Below are 25,075 nucleotides of genomic sequence, written 5' to 3' on the forward strand. Positions count from 1 at the left end.
CGTCCAGGGGGCAGCACCGCCGAGGTGGTGGCGGTGGTCGTCACGCGCGGTGTCCCCCGGCGGCGCGGCGTCGGTGCGGCAGGGCAGGATGTACGCCGAGGGGGTGGCGGACATGGCTGGGCGGATCCGGGACGAGGACATCGCGCTGGTCCGGGAACGCAGCTCGATCGCCGACGTCATCTCCGAGACGGTGACGCTGAAGTCGGCCGGCAGCGGCAACCTCAAGGGCCTGTGCCCGTTCCACGACGAGAAGAGCCCGTCGTTCAACGTCTCGCCGGCCCGCAACGTCTGGTACTGCTTCGGCTGCGGCGCCGGCGGCGACGCGATCAAGTTCCTGATGGACGCCGAGCACCTGAGCTTCGTCGAGTCGGTCGAGCGGCTCGCCGACCGCGCCGGCATCCAGCTGCGCTACGTCGAGAACGACTCCGCCGCGCCGCGCCCGCGTCCCCAGCAGGGGCAGCGGCAGCGTCTCGTCGCCGCGCACGCCGCCGCCGTCGAGTTCTACCGCGCCCAGCTCACCACCGCCGGTGCGCGCCCGGCCCGGGAGTTCCTGGCCCGGCGCGGCTTCGACCGGGCCGCCGCCGAGCGCTACGGCTGCGGCTTCGCCCCGGACGCCTGGGACCTGCTCACCAAGCACCTGCGGCAGCAGGGCTTCACCCACGACGAGCTGGTCACCGGCGGGCTGTCCCGACCGTCGCGGTCCGGCACGCTGATCGACCGGTTCCGCCGCCGCCTGATGTGGCCCATCCGCGACCTGGCCGGCGACGTCATCGGCTTCGGCGCGCGCAAGCTCTTCGACGACGACGACGGCCCGAAGTACCTGAACACCCCCGAGACCCCCATCTACAAGAAGTCGCACGTCCTCTACGGCATCGACCAGGCCAAGCGGGAGATCGCCAAGCAGGGCAAGGTGGTCGTGGTCGAGGGCTACACCGACGTGATGGCCTGCCACCTGGCCGGCGTCCCGACCGCCGTGGCGACCTGCGGCACGGCGTTCGGCGCGGACCACATCGGGGTGCTGCGCCGGCTGTTGATGGACACCGACGACGTGGCCGGCGAGATCATCTTCACCTTCGACGGGGACGCCGCCGGCCAGAAGGCCGCCCTGCGCGCCTTCGAGGACGACCAGCGCTTCGTCGGGCGTACGTTCATCGCCGTCAGCCCCGACAACATGGACCCGTGCGACCTGCGCCTGGCGAAGGGCGACCTGGCGGTCCGCGACCTGGTCGCCCGCCGCGAGCCGCTTGTCGACTTCGCGCTCCGGCACGTCATCAACCGCTTCGACCTCGACACCGTCGACGGCCGGGTGGAGGCGATGCGCCGGGCCGCGCCGCTGGTCGCCAAGCTCAAGGACCGGGAGAAGCGTCCGGAGTACGTGCGCAAGCTCGCCGGCGACCTCGGCATGGAGATCGAGCCGGTGCAGCGGGCCGTGCTGGCCGCCGCCTCGACCGCGCCCGGCAGGGAGGCCTCACCGGCGCCCCGCCCCGCCCCGGCGGAACCGGTCGTCGACAACCCGCAGTCGATGGTCGAGCGGGAGGCGCTGAAGCTCGCCCTCCAGGAGCCGGTGCTGGCCGGGCCGATGTTCGACGCGGTCGAGGCGTCGGAGTACCGGCACCCCGTGCACGTCGCGGTACGGGCTGCCGTCGCGGCCGTCGGCGGGGCCGCCACGGCGACCGGCGGCGCGGTCTGGATCGAGTCGGTCCGCGACGCCTGCGAGGACCTGGCCGCCCGGGCGCTCGTCGGCGAACTGGCCGTGGAGCCGCTGCGCATCGACGGCGAACCCGACCCGCGTTACGTCTCGATCACCATGGCGCGGGTGCAGTGGGGCTCGGTGACCGGCCGGATCAAGGACCTGAAGTCCCGCATCCAGCGGATCAACCCGGTGAACAACAAGGACGAATACTTTGCCGCCTTCGGCGAGCTGCTCTCGCTGGAGCAGCACGCCCGGGCGTTGCGCGAGCAGGCCGCGGGAGGACTGTAGATGGGACTGTTCCGCCGCAAGCCGAAGCTGCCCCCGGCCGACCGGCCGCCGCTGGCCCCCGACGAGCGGGTGCTCGCCTGGGCCGCCGTCGGCGACGGCCGGGGCGCCGGGGTGGTGGTGGCCAGCAACCTCGGCCTCTGGCTGCCCGGCCGGACCGAGCGGCTCGGCTGGCACGACATCCTCAAGGCGGTCTGGTCCGGCCGGGAACTCACGGTGACGCCGGCCGAGTCGACCGCCGAGCGCGACGGTTACCTGGTGGTGGCCGACCGCCCCGCTGAGCGCTACCTGCTGCTCGATCCGGGGGAACTGCCGCACCAGGTACGGCAGCGGGTCACCCGGTCGGTGGCCTACACCCAGCACCACCCGGTGCCCGGCGGCGCCGGCCGGGTCGCGGCGCGCCGGGTGCCGGGAGTGGACGGCCTCACGTGGACGGTCCGCCTCGACCCCGGCACCCCGACGGACGACCCCGCGGTGTTCGCCGAGACGGACCGACTCGTGGCCGAGGCCCGCGCCGCCACCGCCCCGGCGGACATCTGAGCGCTGCGGTCAGCGGCGCTGGTAGAACCGGGCGGCACCGGGGTGCAGCGGGATCGGGTCGGTGCCCGAGGCGCTCTGCTGGGTGTAGTTGCCGGCCTCCGGGTGCACCGTGACCAGGTCGGCCTGGTATTCGAAGAGCAGCCGGGTCAGGTCGTACGCCAACTGGTCGGGCATGTCGGTGTTGACCAGGATGACGTTGGCCACCGTGACCGTCGGCGTGTCGAGCTTCGTCTTGTAGACGTCCTTCGGCAGCTCGGCCGTGGTGTAGACCGACCCGTAGCGGGTGGCGAGCGGCTCCATCAGGTCGGCGATCGGCAGCAGCGCGTACGTGCCCGGGGCGCTGGAGATCAGGTCGGCGATGCCCGGCGTGGGCAGGCCGCCGGAGAAGAACATCGCGTCGAGCGTGCCGGCCCGCATCCGCTTCACCGTCTCCGGCAGCGACAGCGTGGCCCGGCGGACGTCGCGGTCCGGGTCGAGCCCGGCGGCGGTCAGCAGCCGCCCGGCGATGATGTCCGTGCCGGACTTCGGCGAGCCGGTCGAGACCCGCTTCCCACGCAGCTCCGACAGCTTGGTGATCTTCGCGTCGGCGCGCACGATCACGTGGGTGTAGTTGCTGTACACCCGGGCCAGCGCCCGGACCGGCTGCGGCTGGCCCGCGAAGGCCCCGCGCCCGACGACGGCGTCCGCCGCCGTGTCGGCGAGGCTGAAGGCGATCTCCATGTCGCCGCTGGCCAGCCGGTTGATGTTCTCCACCGACGCGCCGGTCGGCTCGGCCCGCGCCTCGTAGCCCGGCAGGTGGCGGGTGATCACGTCCGCGTAGCCGCCGCCGAGCTGGTAGTAGACGCCGGTGGTGTTGCCGGTGGCGAGGAAGATCCGGCCGCCGTGCCAGGGTTGCGGTCCGGGCTCGGCCGCACCGCAGCCGGCCGCGAGCACGGTCGCCAGCAGGGCGGCCAGCAACCGGGCGGGCCGACCGGTCACGCCCGGACCGCCGGCTCCAGGGCCTCCGCCACCCGCTGGACCAGCATCGCGGTCTCGTAGCCGATCTGGCCGAGGTCGCAGCCGGGCGCGGCGAGCACCCCGACGAGCGCGCGCTCGCCGACCGCCATCACCAGCATCACCCCGCCGTCCATGTCGACGATCTGCTGGCGGACCCGACCGGCCGACATCAGCCGGGCGGCACCGACGGTCAGGCTGGCCAGACCGCTGATCACGGCGGAGAGCTGGTCCGCCTGGTCGGGTGCGAGATGGGGCGAGGTCGCCAGCCGCAGCCCGTCGCCGGAGACCGCGAGGGCGTGCGACACGTCCGGCACCTGTTCGGCGAAGTTGGCCAGAAGCCAGTCCAGGCCGGCGCTCACGGGTGGTGTCATGGGATTCTCCTGGGGGGTGTCGTCTGGGAACGTCGCATGGCGGCAGCCACTCCCTCCGCGAGGGAGGACAGCCGGGTCCGTACGACCTCGGGGTCGAGCAGGTCACCCGCCGGACGCGCCGGCGGTGCCTCGTGCAGCGCGGCCGGCAACTGCCCGCCCCGGGTGCGGCGCGGCAGCCCGGCCCCGGTGAGCACGGGCGCCCCCGACGCGGGCAGCGGGTGCGGCGCGGCACCGCCGCCGGGGCTGCCGGGGCGCGTACCGAGCACCGGGAGCGTGACCGTCGGCGCGTGGTGGACGCTGGCCAGGTCGGGCACGGCGGCGGGACCACCGGTGGCGGACCGGGGCCGGAACCAGCTGCTCTGGGCGGGGACCATCGGCGTGTGCGTACGCAGGACAGGCATCGGCGGGCGCGCCTCCCGCACGGGCGCGGCCTGCGCGCGTACCTCCAGGGCGACCGGCGTACGCGCCTCCGGGGCGGAGCGGGGGGCGACCGCCTCGACGCGGGTCAGCGCCGACTCCGGGATCTCCACCTGCGCGACGGTGCCCGCGCCGCTGCTGTGCAGCTGCACCCGTACGCCGTGCCGGGCCGCCAGGTGGGCCACCACGTGCAGGCCCATGCTGCCGGCCGAGGCGCTGGAGAGCATCGCGGGCGACAGCAGCCGCTCGTTGATCGCGGCGAGCCGGCTGGCGCTGATGCCGATGCCCTGGTCGTGTACGCGCAGCGTGAGGCCGTCGATCGTACGGCGGCCGTCGACGTGCACCCGGGCGTGCGGCGGGGAGTAGACGGTGGCGTTCTCCAGCAGCTCGGCGAGGAGGTGGACCAGGTTGCCCACCACGGCGCCGTGCACGGCGGCGGTCGGCACGTCGACGTCCACGCGCGGGTAGTCCTCGATCTCCGAGGCCGCCGCCCGGACCACGTCGGCGAGCAGGTGCGCGCCGTCGTGCGTACGGCCGGGCTCCCCACCGGCGAGGACCAGGAGGTTCTCGCCGTTGCGCCGCATGCGCGCGGCGAGGTGGTCCAGCGCGAAGAGCCGGGCCAGCGCGTCGGGGTCGGTCTCCTCGCGTTCGAACTCGTCGAGCAGCCGCAGCTGCCGGGTGATCAGGGTACGGATGCGCCGGGCCAGCGCCTCGGCCATCCGGGTCACGTCCATCCGTACCTCGGCCTGCTCACCGGCCAGGCGCAGGGCGGCCCGGTTGACCGTGTCGAAGGCCTGGGCGACCTGGGCGATCTCGTCGCGGCCCTGCCCGATGCCGGCGGTCAGCCGGCTGGCGGCGCCGTCGGTCGGCGCGCCGTCGCCGGCCGCGATGGCGGTGATCCGTTCCGGCAGTTCGCGGTGCGCCATGGTGAGCGCCGCGACGCGCAGGCGGCGCAGCCGGCGGCTGGTGCGGACCGCCAGCAGCACGGCGGCGGTCAGCGACGCCAGCGCGACGGCGGTGGTCGCGCCGCCGGTGGCCAGGGCCCGCCGCTGGGCGTCGCGGGCCAGCCCGGCGGCCTTGCGGTCGAGTTCCTCGGAGAGTTCCCGGCCGAGCAGGTTGTACCGCCGGATGGCCCCGCTCTGGGCCACGTACCAGGCGTCGCCGTCGGTCTTCAGCCCCGCCGGCTCGGTCTCCACGTTGAGCGCGCTGTCGCGCATCCGGCGGGCCGTGGAGACATCGGTGCCGGCGACGAGCCGAGTGTACGCGTCCGCCGCCGGCCGGCCGGCGATCCGGGAGAACTCGGCCTGACGCTGTTCCTGCGCACCCCGCAGCTGGCCGAGGCGGACCAGTTCCCCGCCCACGAGGGTGCCCCGCACGAAGACGGTACGCAGCAGGTCGCGCTCCACGGCGGCGAGGTGCTCCTGGGCGGCGACGGCGGCCACCTCGCGGGCCCCGTTGGCCAGCTCCCGGTCGCGCAGCTGGGCCGGCAGCGCGTCGGCCACGGCCAGCAGCGACTCGACCAGCGAGAGGTAGGTGGGGTCGGCGGTGGTGCCGTCCAGCGCGGAGTCACGCGCCGGGTCGAGCTGGCCGAGCTGCGCGTCGGCGCCGTCGAGCACCTGGCGCAGGTCGGGGGCGGCGCGGCGGGCGTCCGCGCTCGATCCGCGGTAGCGCTCGACGGCCGCGTCGACCCGCCGTCGCTGGGCGTCGACGAGGGGCCGGCCGCTGCTGCCGCCGCGCTGGCGCAGGGCCGCCGTCTCGCCGAGCTCCCGTTCCAGTTCGTGCACGAGGCGCACGGTGGCCGTCGCGGTGCCGGCCAGCACCCGGGCGCGGTCCGCGTCGTCGGAGGCGTCCAGAGCGGTGGCCGTCTGGGTGGCCCCCAGCACCACCAGGCCCACCGTGGCCACCAGGATGGGCGCGAGCAGTTGGGTGCGTACCGACCACAGGCGGTCGGTGTGGTCGGTGGGCCGGTGGTGCCGACGCACGCGGCCGGGGGTGGGGAGCGACACTCGGGCCCTCCGGGGGTCTGGTCGGAGGGTGCCGGGTCCGGGCGGGAGGCCCGGACCCGGCACCTGGGGTCAGCTCGTGCCGAGGTCCTGCAACGCCTTGTCCGCGCCCCGGTGCAGCGGTACGGGGTCGGTCTTGCGGGCGTTGTCCAGGCTGATGCCCTTGGCGGCCGGGTTGGCCTGGGCCAGGGCGTCCTTCTTGTCGAACACCGTCCGGGTGATCGCGCAGGCCACGTTCGCGTTGAGGTCCTTGCGGACCAGCAGCACGTTCGGCACCACGATGGTCGGGGTGTCCGCCGCGGTCTTGTAGACGTCCGCGGCGATGGTTCCCGCCTGGTACGCCGGGTTGATCTCGGCCATCTTGGGCAGCAGCGGGGTGATGTCGATGAACTTCACCTTGTCGCCGGCGGTGGTGAACAGGTCGGTCAGGCCTCCCGTGGGCACCCCGCCCGACCAGAACATGCCGTCGATGCTGCCGTCCTTGACGCCCTCGACGGTCTTGGTCAGGTCGAGCCGCTGCGCCTGGACGTCCTTGGCCGGGTCGAGGCCGGCGGTCTCCAGCAGCCGGTTGGCGATGACCTCCGTCCCGGACTTGGGGGAGCCGGTGGAGATCTTCTTGCCCTTCATGTCGGCGACCGAGTTGATCCCCGAGTCGGCCCGGACGACGACCTGGGTGTAGTTGTCGTAGATCCGGGCGAGCGCCTCCACGGGCTGCGGGGCCGTGAAGCTCCCCTTGCCCTGCACCGCGTTGACCGCCGTGTCGAACAGGGAGAACGCGACGTCGTACTGGCCGCCGACGAGCTGCTCGATGTTCTGCACGGAGGCGCCGGTCTCGGCGGCGGTGCCGGTCAGCTTGCCCTCGGTCGCCCCGGAGAGCTGGCCCGCCAGGGCGTTGCCGACCACGTAGTAGACGCCGGTGGCGTTGCCGGTGGCGATGCCGACGCGGGTGCTGTCGGTGACCTTGCAGGTGATCTCACTGGCGGCGTCGTCCTTGGTCGCGCCGTCCTGGCGGCCTCCGCAGCCGGCGGTGCCCGCCGCGACGAGGGCCAGCGCGCCGACTCCCGCGGCGATCCGCATGTCGATCCGTCTCACTGTTTTTCCTCCCCATGGTTCACCGTTGGTACTGCTGACGGCCCGCCGGTCCGGCCGGCGGATCCGCGTCTGACGAGCACACCCGCCACCATGACGGCAGCCAGGACGGCGCCGATCGCGACGGGTACGGGTTCGAGCCAGAGCAGCGTCAGCCCGGCGAGCGCGCCGAGGATCCGCTCCGGCGTACCGGCCGGGCCGACGCCGGGCAGCCAGCCGCCCGCCGCCACCGCCAGCACGGCGACGCTGAGGGCGGCGACCGCCGTGGCGACGGCGATCCGCTGGGGGCCTCCGATGCCGAGCAGCCCGAGGCCGGTCGGGGTGACCACGAAGGCGAGCGGGATGAGGTAGGCCGGCAGGGCGTACCGCAGGGTCTGCCACATGGTCGGCACCAGCCGGCCGCCGGTCACCGCGGCGGCGGCGACCGCGGCGAGCGCGGTCGGCGGGGACGCCTCGGACAGCACCGCGAAGTAGAAGACGAACATGGCTGCGGCGGGCGCGGTGACGCCCAGGTCCAGCAGGGCCGGTCCGATGATCACCCAACCGATCACGAAGGACGCGGTGACCGGCACGGCCAGCCCGAGCAGCGTGAGGGCGACGGCGGCGAGCAGGGCGGTGAGCGCCAGCACCACGGCGGGCTCGGAGCTCACGGCCCGGGCTTGGTCGATGAGCAGGTCCGCCATCTGGGGGCCGAGGCCCGTCTTGGTGGTGGTGGCGGTGATGATGCCCGCGGCGGCGCAGACCGCGCTCACCGCGAGCACGCCGCGCACCCCGGCGCTCAGCGCGGTGAGCAGGCGGGCGGGGGTGAGCCGGTGCCGACGGTCGAGGAAGGACAGCACGGCGGCCAGGACGGTGGCCAGCACCACGGCCTTCGTCGCCGAGAAGCCGACCGCGAGCAGCCCGACGATCGCGAAGAGCGAGAGGAAGTGGTAGCCGAACCGGGCCAGCAACCGGCCGGCGCCCGTCGTGTCGATCACCACCGGCCGCACGCCGGAACGCCGGGCGTCGATCTCGACCGCGAGGAGGATGCCGAGGTAGTAGAGCACCGTCGGGACGGTGGCCCAGCCGAGCACCTGGAGGTACGACACGCCGAGGTACTCGGCGATGATGAAGGCCGCCGCGCCGAGGGTGGGCGGGGAGAGGATCGCCCCGACGCCGGCCGCGGCGAGCATGCCGCCCGCCCGCTCCGGCGGGTAGCCGGCCCGCCGCAGCACGGGCCAGGTGACCGCGCCGATGCTGACGGTCGTCGCCGCGCCGGAACCGGAGACGGTGCCGAGCAGGAACCCGGAGGCGACGGCCGTACGCCCGGCGGCCGTGCGCGAGCGCCGGAAGGCGGCGGCGGAGAGCTCCACGAAGAACCGGCCGGCCCCGGAGAGGTCCAGCACCGCGCCGTAGATGGTGAACAGCACGATGTACGTCGCCGCGACGTCGAGCGGGGTGCCGTAGAATCCGCTGTCGGAGTTGTAGAGGCCGTCGACGATCTGTCCGAAGTCGAGGCCCGCGTGGGCCACCGGCCAGGACTGGGGCAGCAGTCCGCCGTAGTAGCCGTAGCCGAGGAAGACCACGCAGACCGCCGGCAGGATCCACCCGGTGGTGCGCCGGCACGCCTCCAGCAGCAGGATCAGCAGGACGGTGCCCATCGCCACGTCCATGCCGACCAGCAGGCCCTGCCGGTCGAGGAAGGCGTCGTACCCGCCGCCGCCGTCGCCGAGGCCGACGGGCAGCACCGGGTAGAGGCAGCTGACCAGCGCGGCGCCGGCCAGGATCCAGTCGGGCAGGGTGGGGCCGCGATGCCCGCGGCGGTCAGCCGGGGTGGCGCCGGACGGCTGGTCCGCGTCAGCACGGCGCAGTCGCCGGGGCAGCCGCAGATCCGCCGGGTACGCCAGGAAGACCATCGGCATGATGCCGGCCAGAAAGATGATCAAATAGAACTTGCTGCCCTGCGGCAGCGGTTGGAACACCTGCCAGAGGGCGAGCAGTGCGATCGCCAGCGTGGTCCCGGTAACCAGCACGCCGATCGGCCCGGAGAGTTCCCGTCCGGGTTTCTCGTCCTCGAACTGCGCGGCGAGTTCCCGCGGATCGGGCTCGGCGCCGTCGGGACCGGTCCGGCCGTCCACCTCGGGCGGCAGGGGGACCGGACCGTCGTCGGACGTGGAGCCGGCACCCATGGTGGACGGCTGCGAGGTGGAGTCGCCGGAGGAACGCACTGCTGGCACGAGGGGGCACGATACGCCAATTACATACCGGGCGGAATATTGCTGATCATGATTGCAGTCAGTAATTGAATTGGACCTTCGATCACGCAGAGAGATCATTTTCCGGCCCGTATTCGAGCCGGGCTCTACGCCATAATTGGTAAGAATGTTGCAAGCTGACAATGGATTGCAACCGATCCGTCCACTCTGGTCCGGTAGCCGGGCGCGCCTCGGCCGTTCGCTGTGCCCTCCGCGCCGCGCCGCGTCCGCCGTACGAATCGGTGACGCAGCGTAGTTTCGGTCGCTCTGTGTCGCCGGACGGGTTCTGACCAGGGCACCTCCACCCCCTACCGCCCGGCCCCACTTCCGCGGCCGGCCCCACCCCTATCGCCCGGGGGCGGACCCGAACCGGTCGGGCGGGAGGTGTCGGAGCCGGGGGTTATGGTCGGGCGGTGACCACGGCTCCACCACTCATCCAGGCGCGGGCGCTGGTGAAGCGGTTCGGCGACTTCACCGCGGTCGACGGCATCGACGTCGAGGTGCGCGCCGGCGAGGCCTTCGGCTTCCTCGGGCCCAACGGCGCCGGCAAGTCCTCCACCATGCGGATGGTCGGGTGCACGTCCCCGCCCAGCGGCGGCGAGCTGCGCATCCTCGGCATGGACCCGGTCCGCGACGGGCCGGCGATCCGGGCCCGCCTCGGCGTCTGCCCCCAGCTCGACAACCTCGATCCCGACCTGACCGTGCAGGAGAACCTCACCACCTACGCGCGCTACTTCGGCATCTCCCGCCGGGTGGCCCGGGTGCGGGCCGCCGAGCTGCTCGACTTCGTCCAGCTCACCGAGCGGGCCGACAGCAAGGTCGAGCCGCTCTCCGGCGGCATGAAGCGGCGGTTGACCATCGCCCGCGCACTGGTCAACGAGCCCGAGATCGTCCTGCTCGACGAGCCGACGACCGGCCTCGACCCGCAGGCCCGGCACCTCGTCTGGGAGCGGCTGTTCCGCCTCAAGCAGCAGGGCGTCACGCTGGTCCTCACCACGCACTACATGGACGAGGCGGAGCAACTCTGCGACCGCCTGGTCGTGATGGACGCCGGGCGCATCGTCGCCGAGGGCTCGCCCCGCGCGCTGATCGACCAGCACTCCACCCGGGAGGTGGTGGAACTGCGGTTCGCCGCCGAGTCGCAGGAGGCGTTCGCCGGCAAGCTCGACGGGCTGGGGGAGCGGGTCGAGGTGCTGCCCGACCGGATCCTGCTCTACGTGCCCGACGGCGACGCGGCCGTCGCCGAGGTCGGCGAGCGGGGCCTGCACCCGGCCAACGTGCTGGTGCGGCGCAGCAGCCTGGAGGACGTCTTCCTCCACCTCACCGGCCGCACCCTGGTCGACTGACCGAGCGCACGGCCGCGCGGTCCGTTACGTAGCATCGGCGGGCCGGCGACACCTTGCGCGGCCGGCGACGCACACGGGGGTGCCATGTCGAGGTTGGAGTTCCAGTCCCGCCGCGAGGCCGGGCTGGCCGCGCTCTATCTGGGTGTCTTCGCGACGATCTGGTTCAGCGTGCCGGCCGCCGAGCAACCGCTGCGCGCCCTGCTGGTGGTCGCGAGCGGGGCGGCGCTGGTCACGGCGGTGGTAGGCGCCGTCGTCGTGGCCCGCAGTCGGGGAGACGTCGCCCGGGACCGCGCGGCCGACCGTCGTTACCTCCTGATCGTGCTCGCCGAGTTCGCCGCCGCCGGGCTCGGCGCCGTCCTGCTCGCCGTGGTCGGATGGTCGGAGTTCATCCCCGTGCTGGTCTGCGCCGTGGTGGGGCTGCACTTCTTCCCCCTCGTCCCGGTGCTGCGCGACCCGCTGCTGTGGCTGCTCGGGGCGGCGCTGTGCGTCGTCGCCCTGGCCGGGCTGATCACCGCGCTCGTCACGGCGGTGGCGGCCGGGCTCGTGGTCGGCACCGGCGCCGGGCTGCTGCTGCTCGGCTACGCGGTGCTGGCGCTGCTCCGTGCGGCCCGGGCACGCTGACAGCCGGCGGTGAACGGGCGACGGGGCGACGAGCGACGAGCGGTGGAGCGGCCGGGCCGCCGACGGGGGCGGCAGGCTGTCGTACCGGCGAGGTAGGAAGGCCGTGGTGGACGCGGAGCGGGACGGGGGCGGTCGCGTGAGCACGACGCAGTCGGCGCGGGAACGGGCACGCCCGGCGCTGCCACGGGTGCCGGCGCTGGCGGTGCTCGCGCACCATCTCGTCAGCTACCGGCGCACCTGGCGGGCGGGCCTGTTCTCGTCGTTCCTGCTGCCGGTGCTGACCGTCCTCGGCTTCGGTGTCGGCGTCGGCGCTTACATCGACCAGGGTGTCGACGGCGTGCGTTACCTCGACTGGATCGTGCCCGGCCTGATGGCGTCGACGGCGTTGCAGACGGCCGTCAGCGAGTCGACGTGGCCGGTGTTCGGCAACTTCCAGTGGGTCAGGACCTACGTCGCGCAGAGCGCGGCGCCGCTGCGGGTGGGCGACATCCTCAGCGGGCACCTGGCCTTCGTGGTGTTCCGGGTGTCCACCACCGTCGCGGCGTTCCTGCTGGTGACGGCCCTGTTCGGGGCGCTGCGCTCGCCGTGGGCGCTCGTCGCGCTGCCGGTGACGGCGCTGCTGGGGCTGGCCGTCGCCGCCCCGACCTTCGCGTACGCGTCGGTGGTCACCGTCGACAGCTGGCTGGCGATGCTGCTCCGTTTCGCGGTGATCCCGATGACGCTCTTCGCCGGCGTGTTCTTCCCCGTCGAGTCGCTGCCCCTGGCGCTGCGCTGGCTGGCCTACGCGACCCCGCTCTGGCACGGCGTCGACCTGTGCCGCGCGGCCTCGCTCGGCGTCGCTCCGCAGTGGTCGGTCGCCGGCCACCTGCTCTACCTCGCGGCCTGGGCGGTCGGCGGCTGGCTGCTGGCCCGGCACGCGTTCCGCCGCAGGCTGGTCGTCTAGGAGGAGTCGCAGTGGTCGCTCTCGTCCTGCCCCGGCTGGCCGCCGCGTCCCGCCGGTCGATCTCCGTGGCCGAGCGCAACGTCGCGGCCCTGAAGGCCGTCTACTGGTTGCTGCTCGTCTCCGGTTTCGTGGAGCCGCTGTTCTACCTGCTCTCCATCGGTGTCGGGGTCGGCACGCTGGTCGGCGACCTGACGCTGCCCGGCGGTGAGGTCGTCACCTACGCGGCGTTCGTCGCCCCGGCCATGCTCGCGTCGTCGGCCATGTCCGGCGCGCTGTCGGAGACGACCTTCAACTTCTTCGGGAAGATGAAGCAGATGAAGCTGTACGACGGGGTCATCGCCACCCCCGTGCAGCCGTTCGAGATCGCGCTGGGGGAGCTGCTCTGGGCCATGCTGCGCGGCAGCGCCTATTCGGCCGCCTTCCTCGTGGTGATGGTGGTGATGGACCTGACCACCGCGGCGCGGGCGCTGGTCGCGTTCCCGGCCGCCGTGCTGGTCGGCTTCGCCTTCGGCGCGCTGGGCATGGCGATCACCACCTTCATGCGCAGCTGGCACGACTTCGACCTCATGTCGGCGGCACAGTTCACTCTCTTCCTCTTCTCCGGCACGTTCGTCCCCGCCGAGTCCTACCCGGCGGCGCTGCGCTGGGCGGTGGAGGTGACGCCGCTCTACCGCGCGGTGCACCTGATCCGCGGCGTCTCGGTGGGCGCGGCCGGCTGGGACTGGGTGCTCGACGTGCTCTACCTGCTCGCGGCGGTGGTCCTGGGGCTGTTGATCTCCTCGCGCCGGATGGGCAGGTTGCTCTACGGCTGAGGGTTAACGACGGCTGCCGCCTGGGCATGTCCAGGAGACCGACAGCCGACCACGAGGAGGGGCGATGGCCTCCGACGAGTCTCCCACCCGCAGTGGGCGCGACCGCGACGACTCCGGGGCGGTGGCCGGGGGCGAGCGCCTCCCGGCGGCCGATGCGCAGGTCCCCGGCCGGGTGGGCGACCGCCGGACAGGCCAGCCGAACCGGGCAGCCGACGCGCGTGCCGAGCAGCGCCGCCGCCCGGGTCGCGGCCCGGTCGGCCCGGACGAGGGTCCCGACAGCCCGACCGACCTGCCGGGCGCCGGTTGGAAGGCCGCCCTGCGCCGTACGGTGCGGGAGTTCCAGGACGACAGCCTGACCGACTGGGCGGCGGCCCTGACCTACTACGGGGTGCTCTCCATCTTCCCCGGCCTGCTGGTGCTGGTCTCGATCCTCGGCCTGCTCGGTCCGGGCGCGACGCAGGGCGTCAAGGACACCGTCAACCAGGCGGTGCCGCAGGGCGAGATCCGGCAGATCGTCGAGGGGGCGATCGACCAGGCGCAGCAGAGCGGCGGTTTCGCCGGCTTCGCCGCCATCCTCGGTCTGCTGGCGGCGTTCTGGTCGGCGTCGGGTTACATCGCCGCGTTCATGCGCGCCTCGAACACCATCTACGACGTGCCGGAGGGACGCCCGATCTGGAAGACGCTGCCGATCCGCGTCGGGGTGACCGCGGTGATCGGCGTGATGCTGCTGGCCAGCGCCGTGATCGTGGTCTTCACGGGCGGCCTCGCCGAGCAGGTGGGGGAGGCGATCGGGCTGGGCTCGACGGCGGTGACCGTGTGGAACATCGCCAAGTGGCCGGTGCTGCTGCTCCTGGTCAGCCTGATGTTCGCCATCCTCTACTGGGCGTCGCCGAACGCGCGGCACGGTGGCTTCCGCTGGGTCAGCCCCGGGGGCGTACTGGCCGTGGTGATCTGGCTGGTGATCTCGGGCCTGTTCGCGCTCTACGTCAGCAACTTCGGCTCGTACAACAAGACGTACGGGGCGCTCGCCGGTGTGATCATTTTCCTGATCTGGCTGTGGCTGAGCAACATCGCGATCCTGCTCGGCGCGGAGTTCGACGCCGAGTTGGAGCGCAGCCGGGCCATCGAGGCGGGCCACTCCCCGGAGAAGGAGCCGTACGTCGAACTGCGCGACGACCGCAAGCTGAAGAAGAAGCGCAACGCCGCCAACCGCAGCTGACCCTCCGCCCGTACCGGCGCCGCCTCGCCACCTCCCCGGGTGCGCGGGGCGGCGCGGCACGTTCCGCCCGGGCATCGGCGTGCGGGCGCCCTTCCGCACGGGCGCGCCCGGTAGCGGGGCAGCGCGGCATGTTCCGCTTCGGTGCCCGTGAGCGCCTTGGTGATCAGGACGTGGTGGACGCTACCCGCCGGTTTTGAGGTCCATGGCGTCCTGATCGCCAGCGTTGGCCTGCGGCATTGCCAGCGCTGGGCATACGACCCACGTCGCTGGGGCGCAACGGCATCGCCCTCGCCGGGTCAGACGCCTCGCCGTCGTGGGAGCCATCGCGTCCGTGGGCCTCGCGCGGCTGCCCTGTTCTTCCCGATCCGTCGGAGGCTTTTGTTCATCCCAACGAAAGTTTGCTTCAGATCGGCCGAAGCTCTGGACATGTGACACGGAACGCTCCTACTGTGTCGGGCACGACACCTCGGCGTCACGTCGATGTGCACGAGCCCGCGAAGAGGTGAGTTCGGTGCGGACGGTCGACTCCCTGCACGTACGGCTGCTGCGGCTGCTTCGTGACGAGGGGCCGGTGTCCCGGGCGGAGCTGGCCGACCGGCTTCAGATGCCCCGTCCGCGGTTGCTGGCGGAGCTGGAACGGCTCGTCGGCCTCGGCTATGTCGCCGAGGCGGGGCTGGCCGCCTCCCGGGGCGGACGCCGCTCCACCCTGGTCGAGCTGAGCCCGCGCCTGCGCTTCGCCGCCGTCGACCTCGGCGCCAGCTCCATCGACGTCGAGGTGGTCAACGGCCGACTGGAGCCGGTGGCCGCGTACGCCGAGGCGGCCGACATCCGTACCGGACCGAAGGTGATCCTCCAGCGGGTCAACGAGCTGCTGCACAAGGCCCGGGTGGACGGCGCCTACGAGCGGCTCGACGCCGTCGGCATCGGGGTGCCGGGCCCGGTCAGCTTCCGCGACGGCGTGCCGGTCTCGCCGCCGATCATGCCCGGATGGGACCGGTTCCCGGTGCGCGAGCTGCTCACCCGCGAGCACGGCTGCCCGGCGGTGGTGGACAACGACGTCAACATCATGGCGATCGGGGAGCGGCACGGCGGGGTGGCCCACTCCGTGGACGACTTCCTCTTCGTCAAGATCGGCACCGGAATAGGGTGCGGGATCTACCTCAGCGGCGAGGTCTACCGGGGTACCGACGGGTGCGCCGGGGACATCGGCCACATCCAGGTCGAGGCGCACGGTCCGATGTGCTCCTGCGGCAACGTCGGCTGCCTGGAGGCGCTGTTCAGCGGAGCCGCGCTGGCCAGGAACGCGACCGCCGTCGCGCGCAGCGGGGCGTCGCCCGCGCTGGCCGAACGGCTGGCCGCGCAGGGCGCCGTGACCGCCCTGGACGTCGCCGGCGGCGCGGTCGAGGGGGACGTGACCTGCATCCAGCTGATCCGCGACGGGGGTCGGCGGGTTGGTGGAGTCCTGGCCGGGCTGGTCAGCTTCACCAACCCGTCGATGATCGTGATCGGCGGCGGGCTCGCCCAGCTCGGACACATCCTCCTCGCCGAGATCCGCAGCGTGGTCTACCGCCGGTCGCTGCCGCTGGCCACCGGCAACCTTCCCGTCGTCCTCTCCGAACTCGGCCCGCGCGCCGGGGTGGCCGGCGCGGCCGTACTCGCCAGTGACGTCGCCTTCGCGGAGGCCTCGTGAGCGCGAGGAGTGAGCCGGGTTTGCGAGCCCCGCAGTCGCGAACGGAGGTGGTGCTGTGAGCGCGAGGAGTGAGCCGGGTTTGCGAGCCCCGCAGTCGCGAACGGAGGTGGTGCTGTGAGCGCGAGGAGTGAGTCGCTCCTGCGAGCCCCGCAGTCGCGAACGGAGGTGGTGCTGTGAGCGCGAGGAGTGAGCCGGCGCACGGCGCGCCGCTGGTGGGGGCGCCCGCCGACACCGTCGCGGGCGAGGTGGTGCTGCGTCTCACCGACGTGGTCAAGACCTTCCCCGGCGTACGGGCACTGGACGGCGTGCGGTTGGAGGTGCGGGCCGGCGAGGTGCACTGCCTGCTCGGGCAGAACGGCGCCGGCAAGTCCACCCTGATCAAGGTGTTGGCCGGGGTGCACCGGCCCGACTCGGGGCACCTCGAGTGGCGGGGCGAACGGGTGGCCTTCGCCAACCCGCAGGCCGCCATGCGCGCCGGCATCGCCACCATCTACCAGGAACTCGACCTCGTCGAGGATCTCTCGGTCGCGGAGAACGCCTTCCTCGGCCACGAGCCGCGCCGGCTCGGCTTCGTCCGGCGCGGCGTCATGGCCCGGCACACCCGGCGGATCCTCGGTCGGCTCGGCCACGCCGAGATCCCGCCCGGACGGATGGTGCGCGCGCTGCCCGCCGCCGGCAAGCAGGTCGTCAGCATGGCCCGCGCGCTCTCCCACGAGGCGCGACTGATCGTCATGGACGAACCGAGCGCCGTACTGGCCCACGACGAGGTGGGCAACCTGTTCCGGATCATCCGGGAGCTGACCGCGCAGGGCATCGCCGTCATCTACATCTCCCACCGCCTGGAGGAGATCCGCGAGATCGGCGACCGGGTCACCGTACTCAAGGATGGCCGGACCACGGCGGCGAACCTGCCGGCCCGCGACACCCCGACCCGCGACCTGGTCAGCCGGATGACGGGCCGCACCATCGAGTACGTCTTCCCGGACCGCCCGGCCGACGCCCCGGGCGGCGCGGAGCTGCTCACGGTCGAGGGGCTGACCCGGGCCGGCGAGTTCGCCGACGTCTCGCTCCGGGTCCGGGCCGGCGAGATCGTCGGCATCGCCGGGCTGGTCGGCTCGGGCCGCTCCGAGCTGCTGGAGACCATCTACGGCGCGCGGCGTGCCGACGCCGGCGTGGTACGGATGGCCGGCCGGGCGCTGCGCCCCGGCAGCGTCGGCGCGGCGGTACGGGCCGGCATGGGGATGGCTCCCGAGGAGCGCAAGAGCCAGGCGCTGCTGCTGGGCGAGCCGATCTACCGCAACGTGACCCTGGCGACCTTCGGCCGCTACGCCCGCGCCGGGTTCACCGACGCTGCCCGGGAGCGGGCCGAGGCGGACCGGATCGCCGAGAGCCTGGAGCTGCGCCCCCGCGACGTACGCCGGCCGGTGCGCACGCTCTCCGGCGGCAACCAGCAGAAGGTGGTGGTCGGGCGTTGGCTGCTCGGCGACACCCGGCTGCTGCTGCTCGACGAGCCGACCCGGGGCGTCGACGTCGGCGCCCGGGCGGAGCTCTACCAGGTGATCCGGGGACTGGCCGCGCGCGGCGTCGGGGTGCTGCTGGTCTCCAGCGAGGTCCCCGAGGTGCTCGGTCTGGCCGACCGCGTGCTGGTGATGCGGGAGGGGCGGGTCGTCCGCGAGGCCCCGGCCGGCGAACTCGACGAGAACACCGTGCTCGACCTCGTCATGGCGGGGTCCCTGATGGAAGGCACAGCGGCATGACCGAGGGTCCCACTCCCACCGCCGCGCCGGAGCGGTCGGCGCAGTCGCCGCCGGTGCACCCGAGCGGGGTGGCCGTCGACAAGGTGGCGGCACCGGGCCGGATCTCCTGGTGGCGGGGGGACGGCGGCGAGGGTGCCCGCCGCAACCTCGCACTGGTCGGCGTACTGGCCGTGCTCGTCGTGATCGGTGCCCTCACCCGCTCCGACCTGTACTCCGACCCGGACTGGGTGTGGGCCAACGTCCTGAGCATCCTCAAGCTGGCGGCCGTCGTCGGGGTGGTCACCGTCGGCATGACCTTCGTGATCATCGGGGGCGGCATCGACCTCTCCGTCGGCGCGATCGTCGCGCTGGCCGGGGTCTGGTGCACGACGGTGGCGACCCAGAGCTACGGCGCCGGCGGCATGATCTTCAGCGCGCTCACCGTCGGGCTGGCGGTCGGCCTGGTCAACGGCGTGCTCATCTCGTACGGCCGGCTGGTGCCGTTCATCGCCACCCTCGCCATGCTGGTGGCCGCCCGGGGGCTCGCTGCGGAGATCTCCGACAAGCAGACCCAGGTGTCGGGCAACGGCTTCGTCAACGGCCTCGCGAGTGACAGCCTGCTCGGCATTCCGCTGCTGGTCTACATCCTCGCCGCCGTGGTCGCCGCCGGCTGGGTGCTGCTCAACCGCACCACCTTCGGCCGGCGTACGGTCGCGGTCGGCGGCAACCCGGAGGCCGCCCGGCTCGCCGGCATCAACGTCCGGCGGCACACCGTGCTGCTCTACGCCCTCTCCGGGCTCTGCTGCGGCATCGCCGCCATCATGCTCACGGCCCAGGCCAACTCGGCGCAGGCGGCCATGGCGAACCTCTACGAGCTGGACGCGATCGCCGCCGCGATCATCGGCGGCACACTGCTCAGCGGCGGGCGGGGCACCATCATCGGTTCCCTGCTCGGGGTGGTCATCTTTGCCACCATCACCAACCTCTTCGCCATCAACGGCCTCTCCACGGAGGCCCAGAACATGGTCAAGGGCGGCATCATCGTCGCCGCCGTCCTGGTCCAGCAGGTCCAGTTCCGCAGCCTCACCCAGTTCCTGGGTCGAAACCGCCTCACCACAACCTGACCGCACCGATCCGCACCGCACCGCACCACACCGCACCGCACCGATCCGCACCGCAGACCGGCACCGACTCCCACCGACCCACCCGCACCGAGCGCGGCATCCGGGCCACCCGAACGACGGTGGCCGGGTCCCGCACGCGCTCATGCGGCCCGCACCGCGAGATTCCTCCACCACCGTCAACCCAGGAGGTCGTCATGACCCAGCACAGTCGCGACATGTCGCGCCGCCGACTGATCTTCGGCGGGGCCGCCGTCGGCGCCGGCGTGCTGCTCGCCGGCTGCACCAGCAACGAGACGCAGCCGACCGAGGCGCAGACCAAGGCGGCGGCCGCGCCGGGCGGCAACAACGAGCCCGGCAAGCGGGTCGTCATCGGCTTCTCCGCGCCGGCCGCGGACCACGGCTGGATCGCCGCCATCACCAACAACGCCAAGGCGCAGGCCGGGGCGTACTCCGACGTGGAGTTCAAGTCGGTCGAGGCCGGCGCGGACGCGGCGGCCCAGCGGGCGGCGCTGTCGACGCTGATCTCGCAGAAGCCGGACGTGATCGTGCTGCTGCCGCACGACGGCAAGGAGCTCAACGCCTTCGGCCTGGAGGCGATGAAGGCCGGTGTCCCGGTGGTCAACCTGGACCGGGCGTTTCCCGACGCGCGGGCCTACCGGCTCCAGATCAAGGGTGACAACTACGGCATGGGCGTGGCCGCCGCCACGTTCATGATCGAGCAGTTCAAGGCCAAGGGCGTCAGCAACCCGGTGATCGGCGAGATCGCCGGCATGGACGAGCTGGAGCTGACCCAGGAGCGTTCGAAGGGCTTCGTCGACACCCTGACGGCGAGCGGCTTCAAGGTCGCCAACCGCCGGGCGGCCCGGTTCACGGCCGACTCGGGGCAGCAGGAGGCGGCGCAGCTGCTCCAGGCCCTGCCGAAGATGGACGCGCTCTGGAACCACGACGACGACCAGGGCATCGGCGTGCTGGCGGCGGTCAACCAGGCCGGCCGCAAGGAGTTCTTCATGGTCGGCGGCGCCGGCTCGAAGAAGGCGATGGAGGACATCCAGGCGGACAACACGGTGCTCAAGGCGACCGTGACCTACAGCCCCTCGATGGCCTCGTCGGCCATCTCCCTGGCCCGGCTGATCGGCCAGGGCAGGGGCATGTCCGACCTGGTGGAACTCCAGGTGCCCAAGGAGATCATCCTCGCCTCCGAGACGATCACCAAGGAGAACGCGGGCGACTACCTCAAGCTCGGGTTCTGACACACGGGGGGAGACCCACCTTGTCCACGACAGACAGAGAACTGCGGGTCGGCATGGTCGGCTACGCGTTCATGGGCGCCGCGCACTCGCAGGCGTGGCGCACCGTGAACCGGGTGTTCGACCTGCCGGCGCGGGCCCGGATGTCGCTGATCTGCGGCCGGGACGCCGGGAAGGTGGCCGACGCCGCCGACCGGCTCGGCTGGGACGCGTACACGACCGACTGGCGCGACCTGATCGCCCGGGACGACATCGACGTGGTCGACGTCTGCACGCCCGGGGACAGCCACGCCGAGATCGCCCTCGCCGCGCTGGCCGCCGGCAAGCACGTGCTGTGCGAGAAGCCGTTGGCCAACACGGTCTCCGAGGCCCGGGCGATGGCCGCCGCGGCGGTCACCGCGCAGGCCGCCGGGGTGCGGTCGATGTGCGGGTTCAACTACCGGCGGGTGCCGGCGGTCGCGATGATGCGCCAGCTCGTCGCCGACGGGCGGCTCGGGGTGATCCGGCACGTCCGGGCGACGTACCTGCAGGACTGGATCGTGGACCCGCAGTTTCCCCTGGTCTGGCGGTTGCAGCGGGACCGGGCCGGCTCCGGCGCGCTCGGCGACATCGGCGCGCACATCATCGACCTGACCCAGTACGTCACCGGTCGGCGCATCACCGGGGTCAGCGCGGTCACGGAGACGTTCGTCAAGGAACGCCCGCTGCCGGCCGGGTCGAGCGGACTGGCGGCGACGGTGGACGGGACGACGGCCGACGGCAACGGTGCCGACGGCCACCGCCCGGCCACCGGGGCGGTCACCGTCGACGACGCGGCGGTCTTCGTGGCCCGCCTCGACGGCGGCGTGCTGGCGACGTACGAGGCGAGCCGCTTCGCCACGGGACGCAAGAACGCCCTCCGGGTGGAGATCAACGGCTCGCTGGGCACGGTGGCCTTCGACTTGGAGCGCCTCAACGAGCTGGAGTTCTACGACGCGACGCGACCCGCCGCCGAGCAGGGTTTCAGCCGCATCCTGGTGACCGAGGGGGAGCACCCGTACATGTCCGCGTGGTGGCCGCCCGGCCACCTCATCGGCTACGAGCACTCCTTCACCCACCAGATGCGGGACTTCGTCGATGCGATCGCCACCGGCGTCGACCCGGCGCCCTCCTTCGTCGACGGGTTGCAGGTCCAGCTGGTGCTGGACGCGGTGACCCGGTCGGCGGGGCTCGGCTCCTCGTGGACCGAGGTGGAGCCGGCCCTGGCCACGGTCGCCGCCTGAGCCGACTCCGGCGCCGACCGGCGAGGGACCGGCCGCGGTTGCGCCCCGCGGCCGGGACGAGGTCGGAGCCGGAGGACGTGCGGCCGGGCCGGCGTGGCCCGGTGACGCACGAGCAGACGGTCGTCCGGTGCGGCCGGACCGGGATTCCCCGGTCGCACCGGAGGACCGTCACCACCCGGCAACCGTTGCCGGGCCGTGTCACCCCACGACGTCCGGTCGGCGCGCGCCGACGTCCCGACCGGCGGATGCGGGGGAGGCAGGGACGGACGCCGACCGGCCCTGCCTGCCAGCCCCGTCCGTCCGTGCCCGCGCCGGGATCCGGGCCGGGGTCGTCGCCGCCGACGTCGACACCGGACCGGTGGGCTCCTCCCGGGGCGGCCGGCGGACGGGGCCCATTCGCATAGATGCATATCTTTCCAGACAAACTTCTGATATCTATATAACTCAATGCACGGCTGGTTCCTCCTGATCGGGAAGGAGCACCATGCGTACGGGTGTCTGGCTGGTGGGAGCACGCGGCTCGGTCGCGACCACCAGCATCGTGGGGGCGCTCGCCCTGCGGTCCGGGCTCACCGGCCCGACCGGCTGCGTCACCGAGCTGCCCGACCTGCGCGGGCCCGCCCTGCCGGCCTTCACCGACCTGGTCCTCGGCGGGCACGACGTCGTCACCACCCCGCTGGCGAAGCGGGCCGAGACCCTGGCCGCCGCCGGCGTGCTGCCCGGCCGGCTGGTCGCCGCCCTTCCCGACGAGCTGGCCGCCGTCGAACGCGAGCTGCGTCCGGCCCCCGCCGGCGGCACCCAGGCGGACCGGGCCGCCGCGACCGTACGCGACCTCACCGACTTCCGCCGCCGGCACGGGCTGGACCGGGTGGTGGTGGTCAACGTGTCGGCCACCGAACCCGCCGCCCGCCCGCACCCGGGCCACGCCGACCCGGGCGCGCTGGCCGCCGCGCTCGCCGGTCCCGACGAGGTGCTGCCGCCCAGCTCCCTCTACGCGTACGCGGCGGTGCGGGCGGGCTGCCCGTACGTCGACTTCACCCCGTCCACCGGGCTGCGGCTCCCGGCCCTGGTGGCGCTGGCCGCCGAGCGCGGGATCCCGTACGCCGGGCACGACGGCAAGACGGGGGAGACGCTGGTCAAGTCCGTGCTCGCGCCGATGTTCGCGATGCGGCACCTGGCGGTGCGCTCCTGGTCCGGGGTCAACCTGCTGGGCGGCGGCGACGGCGCCACCCTCGCCGATCCGGCGGCCAACGCGGCCAAGGTGGAGAGCAAGCAGCGGGTGCTCGGCGAGACCCTCGGCCACCTGCCGCAGGGCGGCACCCGGATCGAGTACGTCGAGGCGCTGGGCGACTTCAAGACCGCCTGGGACCTGATCACGTTCGCCGGGTTCCTCGGCACCGGGATGCGGATGGAGTTCACCTGGCACGGCTGCGACTCGGCCCTGGCCGCGCCCCTCGTGCTCGACCTGGCCCGACTCACCGCCGCCGCGCACGCCGCCGGCCACGCCGGCCCCCTGACCGACCTCGCCTTCTTCTTCAAGGACCCGCTCGGCACGCCCACCCACTCGCTGGCCGACCAGTGGACCCGACTGTGCGGCTTCGCCCACCGGCTGCACACGGGAGGCACCGATGCCGCGCCTCGCTGACCTCGCCGAACTGGTCCGGGCGCCGGCCGCGCTCTCGGTGCCCGGGGACGTCGTCGCCGGGGCGGCGGCCGCCGGCGCGCTCGGGCGGCGTACGCCCGCGCTGGCCGCCGCGTCCGTCCTGCTCTACTGGGCGGGAATGGCCGCCAACGACTGGGCCGACCGCCGGCTGGACGCCGTCGAACGCCCCGAGCGGCCCATCCCCAGCGGCCGGGTGACCCCCGGGGCCGCGCTCGGCCTCGCCGCCGGGCTCACCGCCGCCGGGGTCGCGCTGGCCACCGCCGCCGGTGGCCGGCGCGCCGCGACGGTCGCGGTCCCGCTCGCCGCCGCCGTCTGGGGGTACGACCTGGCGGCGAAGTCGACAGCCGCCGGCCCGGCCGTGATGGCCGCCTGCCGGGGGCTGGACGTCCTCCTCGGCGCCACCGGCGGACGGGCGCTGCGGGCGGTGCCGGCGGCGGTCACCGTGGCCGCGCACACGTGGACGGTCACCGCGCTCTCCCGCCGCGAGGTCACCGGCGCCGACGCCGCGCTGCCGCTGCGTACCCTCGCCGGCACCGCCCTGGTCGCCGCGGGCGCTGCCGTCCGGCCCCGGCCTGAGCGGGCCGCGCTGCCGGCGCTGCTGGCCGGCTGGTACGCGGCCCGCTACGGCGCGGCCCAGGCCCGGGCGGCGGCCGACCCCCGCGCCGACCGGGTGCGGGCGGCGGTGGGAGCCGGGATCACCGGGCTGCCCGCGTTGCAGGGCGCCCTCACCGCACGCGCCGGGGCCGGGCTGCTGGGGCTGGCGGTGGCGGCGGCCGCGCCGCTCGGCGGCCGGCTCGCCCGAAGGATCTCCCCGACATGACCGCCCCGACCCGTCCCGCGCCGGGCCCCCGGGCCACGGCGGTGGCCGGCGCGGCCGACGGCGACGGCGGTCTCCGGTTCGGCTACGGCACCAACGGGTTCGCCAACCACCGCCTGACCGACGCGCTCGCCGTCGTCGCCGACCTGGGCTACCAGGGCGTCGCGCTCACCCTGGACCACGACCACCTCGACCCGTTCGCGCCCGTGCTGGCCCGCCGGGTGGCGGCCGTCGCCCGCCGGCTTGCGGCGCTCGACCTGGCCGTGGTCGTCGAGACCGGGGCCCGCTACCTGCTCGACCCGTGGCACAAGCACGCCCCGACGCTGCTGCACGACGACCCGGCGCGGCGCGTCGAGTTCCTGCGCCGGGCCGTGCGGATCGGCGCCGACCTGGGCGCGGAGGCCGTCTCCCTCTGGTCCGGCGTACGCCCCCGGACGGTGCCCCCGGAGACCGCCTGGGACCGGCTGGTCGCCGGCTGCGCGACGGTGCTCGACGCCGCCGAGGCGGCCGACACGACGCTCGGCTTCGAGCCGGAACCGGGCATGCTGGTCGAGGACATCGCCGGCTGGCGCCGGCTGCGCGGCGCGCTCGGCGATCCGGCCCGCTTCGGCATCACCCTCGACATCGGGCACTGCCGCTGCCTGGAGCCGCGAGGTGTCCCCGAGTGCGTACGCGAGGTCGGCCCGCACCTGGTCAACGTGCAGATCGACGACATGCGCCGGGGCGTGCACGAGCACCTGGAGTTCGGCGCGGGGGAGATCGACTTCCCGCCCGTGCTGCGGGCCCTGGGCGACGCCGGCTACCGGGGCCTGGTCGCCGTGGAACTGCCCCGGCACTCGCACGCCGCCCCCGCCGTCGCGGCCCGCTCGCTCGACTTCCTGCGCGCCGCCGCGAAGGAGGCGGCACGCCCGGGACCGGGTGCCACCGCGAAGGAGGCGGCACGCCAGCACCGGTGACGGGGCCAGGT

General features: G+C 73.6%; 20 protein-coding genes. 15 read left to right on the top strand and 5 right to left on the bottom strand.

The genetic code is table 11. From position 1 onward, the window contains the following. Positions 1-88 precede the first annotated feature (88 nt). Together dnaG and ACGFIG_RS11170 are read left to right on the top strand one after the other, a co-directional pair. Positions 89-1,981, top strand: a complete 1,893-nt coding sequence (dnaG, locus tag ACGFIG_RS11165) for a DNA primase (RefSeq protein ID WP_393002875.1) — start codon at positions 89-91, stop codon at positions 1,979-1,981. After that, entirely contained in the window at positions 1,982-2,518 is a 537-nt protein-coding gene (locus ACGFIG_RS11170; protein WP_393001607.1) for a hypothetical protein, read from the top strand. A gap of 9 nt (positions 2,519-2,527) precedes the next feature. On the opposite strand, the gene ACGFIG_RS11175 is transcribed toward ACGFIG_RS11170, so the two are convergent. The 5 genes from ACGFIG_RS11175 to ACGFIG_RS11195 all read right to left on the bottom strand — a co-directional run bounded on the left by ACGFIG_RS11175 (position 2,528) and on the right by ACGFIG_RS11195 (position 9,610). After that, on the bottom strand, positions 2,528-3,496 hold the full coding sequence (locus ACGFIG_RS11175) for a TAXI family TRAP transporter solute-binding subunit (protein WP_393001609.1): 969 nt from the start codon (positions 3,494-3,496) through the stop codon (positions 2,528-2,530). Then, a complete protein-coding gene (locus ACGFIG_RS11180; RefSeq protein ID WP_393001611.1) occupies positions 3,493-3,885 on the bottom strand; it encodes a roadblock/LC7 domain-containing protein in 393 nt (130 codons plus the stop codon). Before ACGFIG_RS11180 ends, ACGFIG_RS11175 begins: the two co-directional genes overlap by 4 nt. Then, complete coding sequence (locus ACGFIG_RS11185; protein ID WP_393001613.1) at positions 3,882-6,308, bottom strand: nitrate- and nitrite sensing domain-containing protein; 2,427 nt, start codon at positions 6,306-6,308, stop codon at positions 3,882-3,884. The genes ACGFIG_RS11180 and ACGFIG_RS11185 overlap by 4 nt, the downstream gene beginning before the upstream one ends. 69 nt (positions 6,309-6,377) lie before the next feature. Next, positions 6,378-7,397, bottom strand: coding sequence for a TAXI family TRAP transporter solute-binding subunit (locus ACGFIG_RS11190; RefSeq protein WP_393001615.1), 1,020 nt, complete (start codon positions 7,395-7,397; stop codon positions 6,378-6,380). After that, a complete protein-coding gene (locus ACGFIG_RS11195) occupies positions 7,394-9,610 on the bottom strand; it encodes a TRAP transporter permease (RefSeq protein WP_393001617.1) in 2,217 nt (738 codons plus the stop codon). Before ACGFIG_RS11195 ends, ACGFIG_RS11190 begins: the two co-directional genes overlap by 4 nt. Positions 9,611-10,041: 431 nt before the next feature. Here ACGFIG_RS11195 and ACGFIG_RS11200 point away from each other — a divergent pair, with 431 nt between their 5' ends. The 13 genes from ACGFIG_RS11200 to ACGFIG_RS11260 all read left to right on the top strand — a co-directional run bounded on the left by ACGFIG_RS11200 (position 10,042) and on the right by ACGFIG_RS11260 (position 25,064). Continuing rightward, a complete protein-coding gene (locus tag ACGFIG_RS11200; protein ID WP_393001619.1) occupies positions 10,042-10,974 on the top strand; it encodes an ABC transporter ATP-binding protein in 933 nt (310 codons plus the stop codon). 84 nt (positions 10,975-11,058) lie between these two features. Beyond that, a complete protein-coding gene (locus tag ACGFIG_RS11205; RefSeq protein ID WP_393001621.1) occupies positions 11,059-11,595 on the top strand; it encodes a hypothetical protein in 537 nt (178 codons plus the stop codon). Positions 11,596-11,731: 136 nt separating this feature from the next. Then, positions 11,732-12,538, top strand: coding sequence for an ABC transporter permease (locus ACGFIG_RS11210; RefSeq protein ID WP_393001623.1), 807 nt, complete (start codon positions 11,732-11,734; stop codon positions 12,536-12,538). A gap of 11 nt (positions 12,539-12,549) precedes the next feature. Then, entirely contained in the window at positions 12,550-13,350 is an 801-nt protein-coding gene (locus ACGFIG_RS11215; RefSeq protein WP_393001625.1) for an ABC transporter permease, read from the top strand. Positions 13,351-13,414: 64 nt separating this feature from the next. Further along, positions 13,415-14,569: a YihY/virulence factor BrkB family protein gene (locus tag ACGFIG_RS11220; protein WP_393001627.1), complete on the top strand. Its 1,155-nt coding sequence runs from the start codon at positions 13,415-13,417 to the stop codon at positions 14,567-14,569. A gap of 511 nt (positions 14,570-15,080) precedes the next feature. Beyond that, the gene (locus ACGFIG_RS11225) at positions 15,081-16,259 is read left to right on the top strand and encodes an ROK family protein (protein ID WP_393001629.1); all 1,179 of its coding nucleotides are present in this window, start codon (positions 15,081-15,083) and stop codon (positions 16,257-16,259) included. A 245-nt stretch (positions 16,260-16,504) separates the two neighbouring features. Beyond that, positions 16,505-18,016, top strand: coding sequence for a sugar ABC transporter ATP-binding protein (locus ACGFIG_RS11230; protein ID WP_393002877.1), 1,512 nt, complete (start codon positions 16,505-16,507; stop codon positions 18,014-18,016). After that, positions 18,013-19,119 (top strand): ABC transporter permease, encoded by a 1,107-nt coding sequence (locus ACGFIG_RS11235; RefSeq protein ID WP_393001631.1) that lies wholly within the window; start codon positions 18,013-18,015, stop codon positions 19,117-19,119. The genes ACGFIG_RS11230 and ACGFIG_RS11235 overlap by 4 nt, the downstream gene beginning before the upstream one ends. A gap of 194 nt (positions 19,120-19,313) precedes the next feature. After that, positions 19,314-20,369, top strand: coding sequence for a substrate-binding domain-containing protein (locus tag ACGFIG_RS11240; RefSeq protein ID WP_393001633.1), 1,056 nt, complete (start codon positions 19,314-19,316; stop codon positions 20,367-20,369). 53 nt (positions 20,370-20,422) lie between these two features. Next, entirely contained in the window at positions 20,423-21,628 is a 1,206-nt protein-coding gene (locus ACGFIG_RS11245; RefSeq protein ID WP_393002879.1) for a Gfo/Idh/MocA family protein, read from the top strand. A 484-nt stretch (positions 21,629-22,112) separates the two neighbouring features. Next, positions 22,113-23,273: an inositol-3-phosphate synthase gene (locus tag ACGFIG_RS11250; protein ID WP_393001635.1), complete on the top strand. Its 1,161-nt coding sequence runs from the start codon at positions 22,113-22,115 to the stop codon at positions 23,271-23,273. Continuing rightward, on the top strand, positions 23,257-24,111 hold the full coding sequence (locus tag ACGFIG_RS11255; protein WP_393001637.1) for an SCO3242 family prenyltransferase: 855 nt from the start codon (positions 23,257-23,259) through the stop codon (positions 24,109-24,111). Before ACGFIG_RS11250 ends, ACGFIG_RS11255 begins: the two co-directional genes overlap by 17 nt. Continuing rightward, positions 24,108-25,064, top strand: coding sequence for a sugar phosphate isomerase/epimerase family protein (locus ACGFIG_RS11260; protein WP_393001639.1), 957 nt, complete (start codon positions 24,108-24,110; stop codon positions 25,062-25,064). The genes ACGFIG_RS11255 and ACGFIG_RS11260 overlap by 4 nt, the downstream gene beginning before the upstream one ends. The last annotated feature ends 11 nt before the right edge of the window (positions 25,065-25,075 follow it).

The sequence above is a fragment of the Micromonospora sp. NPDC049048 genome (assembly GCF_043197615.1).
Lineage (GTDB): Bacteria > Actinomycetota > Actinomycetes > Mycobacteriales > Micromonosporaceae > Micromonospora.

Coding starts and splice junctions, on each gene's coding strand:
- dnaG (WP_393002875.1), top strand. CDS start 89: ATGTACGCCGAGGGGGTGGCGGACATGGCTGGGCGGATCCGGGACGAG.
- ACGFIG_RS11170 (WP_393001607.1), top strand. CDS start 1,982: ATGGGACTGTTCCGCCGCAAGCCGAAGCTGCCCCCGGCCGACCGGCCG.
- ACGFIG_RS11180 (WP_393001611.1), bottom strand. CDS start 3,885: ATGACACCACCCGTGAGCGCCGGCCTGGACTGGCTTCTGGCCAACTTC.
- ACGFIG_RS11205 (WP_393001621.1), top strand. CDS start 11,059: ATGTCGAGGTTGGAGTTCCAGTCCCGCCGCGAGGCCGGGCTGGCCGCG.
- ACGFIG_RS11220 (WP_393001627.1), top strand. CDS start 13,415: ATGGCCTCCGACGAGTCTCCCACCCGCAGTGGGCGCGACCGCGACGAC.
- ACGFIG_RS11235 (WP_393001631.1), top strand. CDS start 18,013: ATGACCGAGGGTCCCACTCCCACCGCCGCGCCGGAGCGGTCGGCGCAG.
- ACGFIG_RS11240 (WP_393001633.1), top strand. CDS start 19,314: ATGACCCAGCACAGTCGCGACATGTCGCGCCGCCGACTGATCTTCGGC.
- ACGFIG_RS11245 (WP_393002879.1), top strand. CDS start 20,423: ATGGTCGGCTACGCGTTCATGGGCGCCGCGCACTCGCAGGCGTGGCGC.
- ACGFIG_RS11250 (WP_393001635.1), top strand. CDS start 22,113: ATGCGTACGGGTGTCTGGCTGGTGGGAGCACGCGGCTCGGTCGCGACC.
- ACGFIG_RS11255 (WP_393001637.1), top strand. CDS start 23,257: ATGCCGCGCCTCGCTGACCTCGCCGAACTGGTCCGGGCGCCGGCCGCG.
- ACGFIG_RS11260 (WP_393001639.1), top strand. CDS start 24,108: ATGACCGCCCCGACCCGTCCCGCGCCGGGCCCCCGGGCCACGGCGGTG.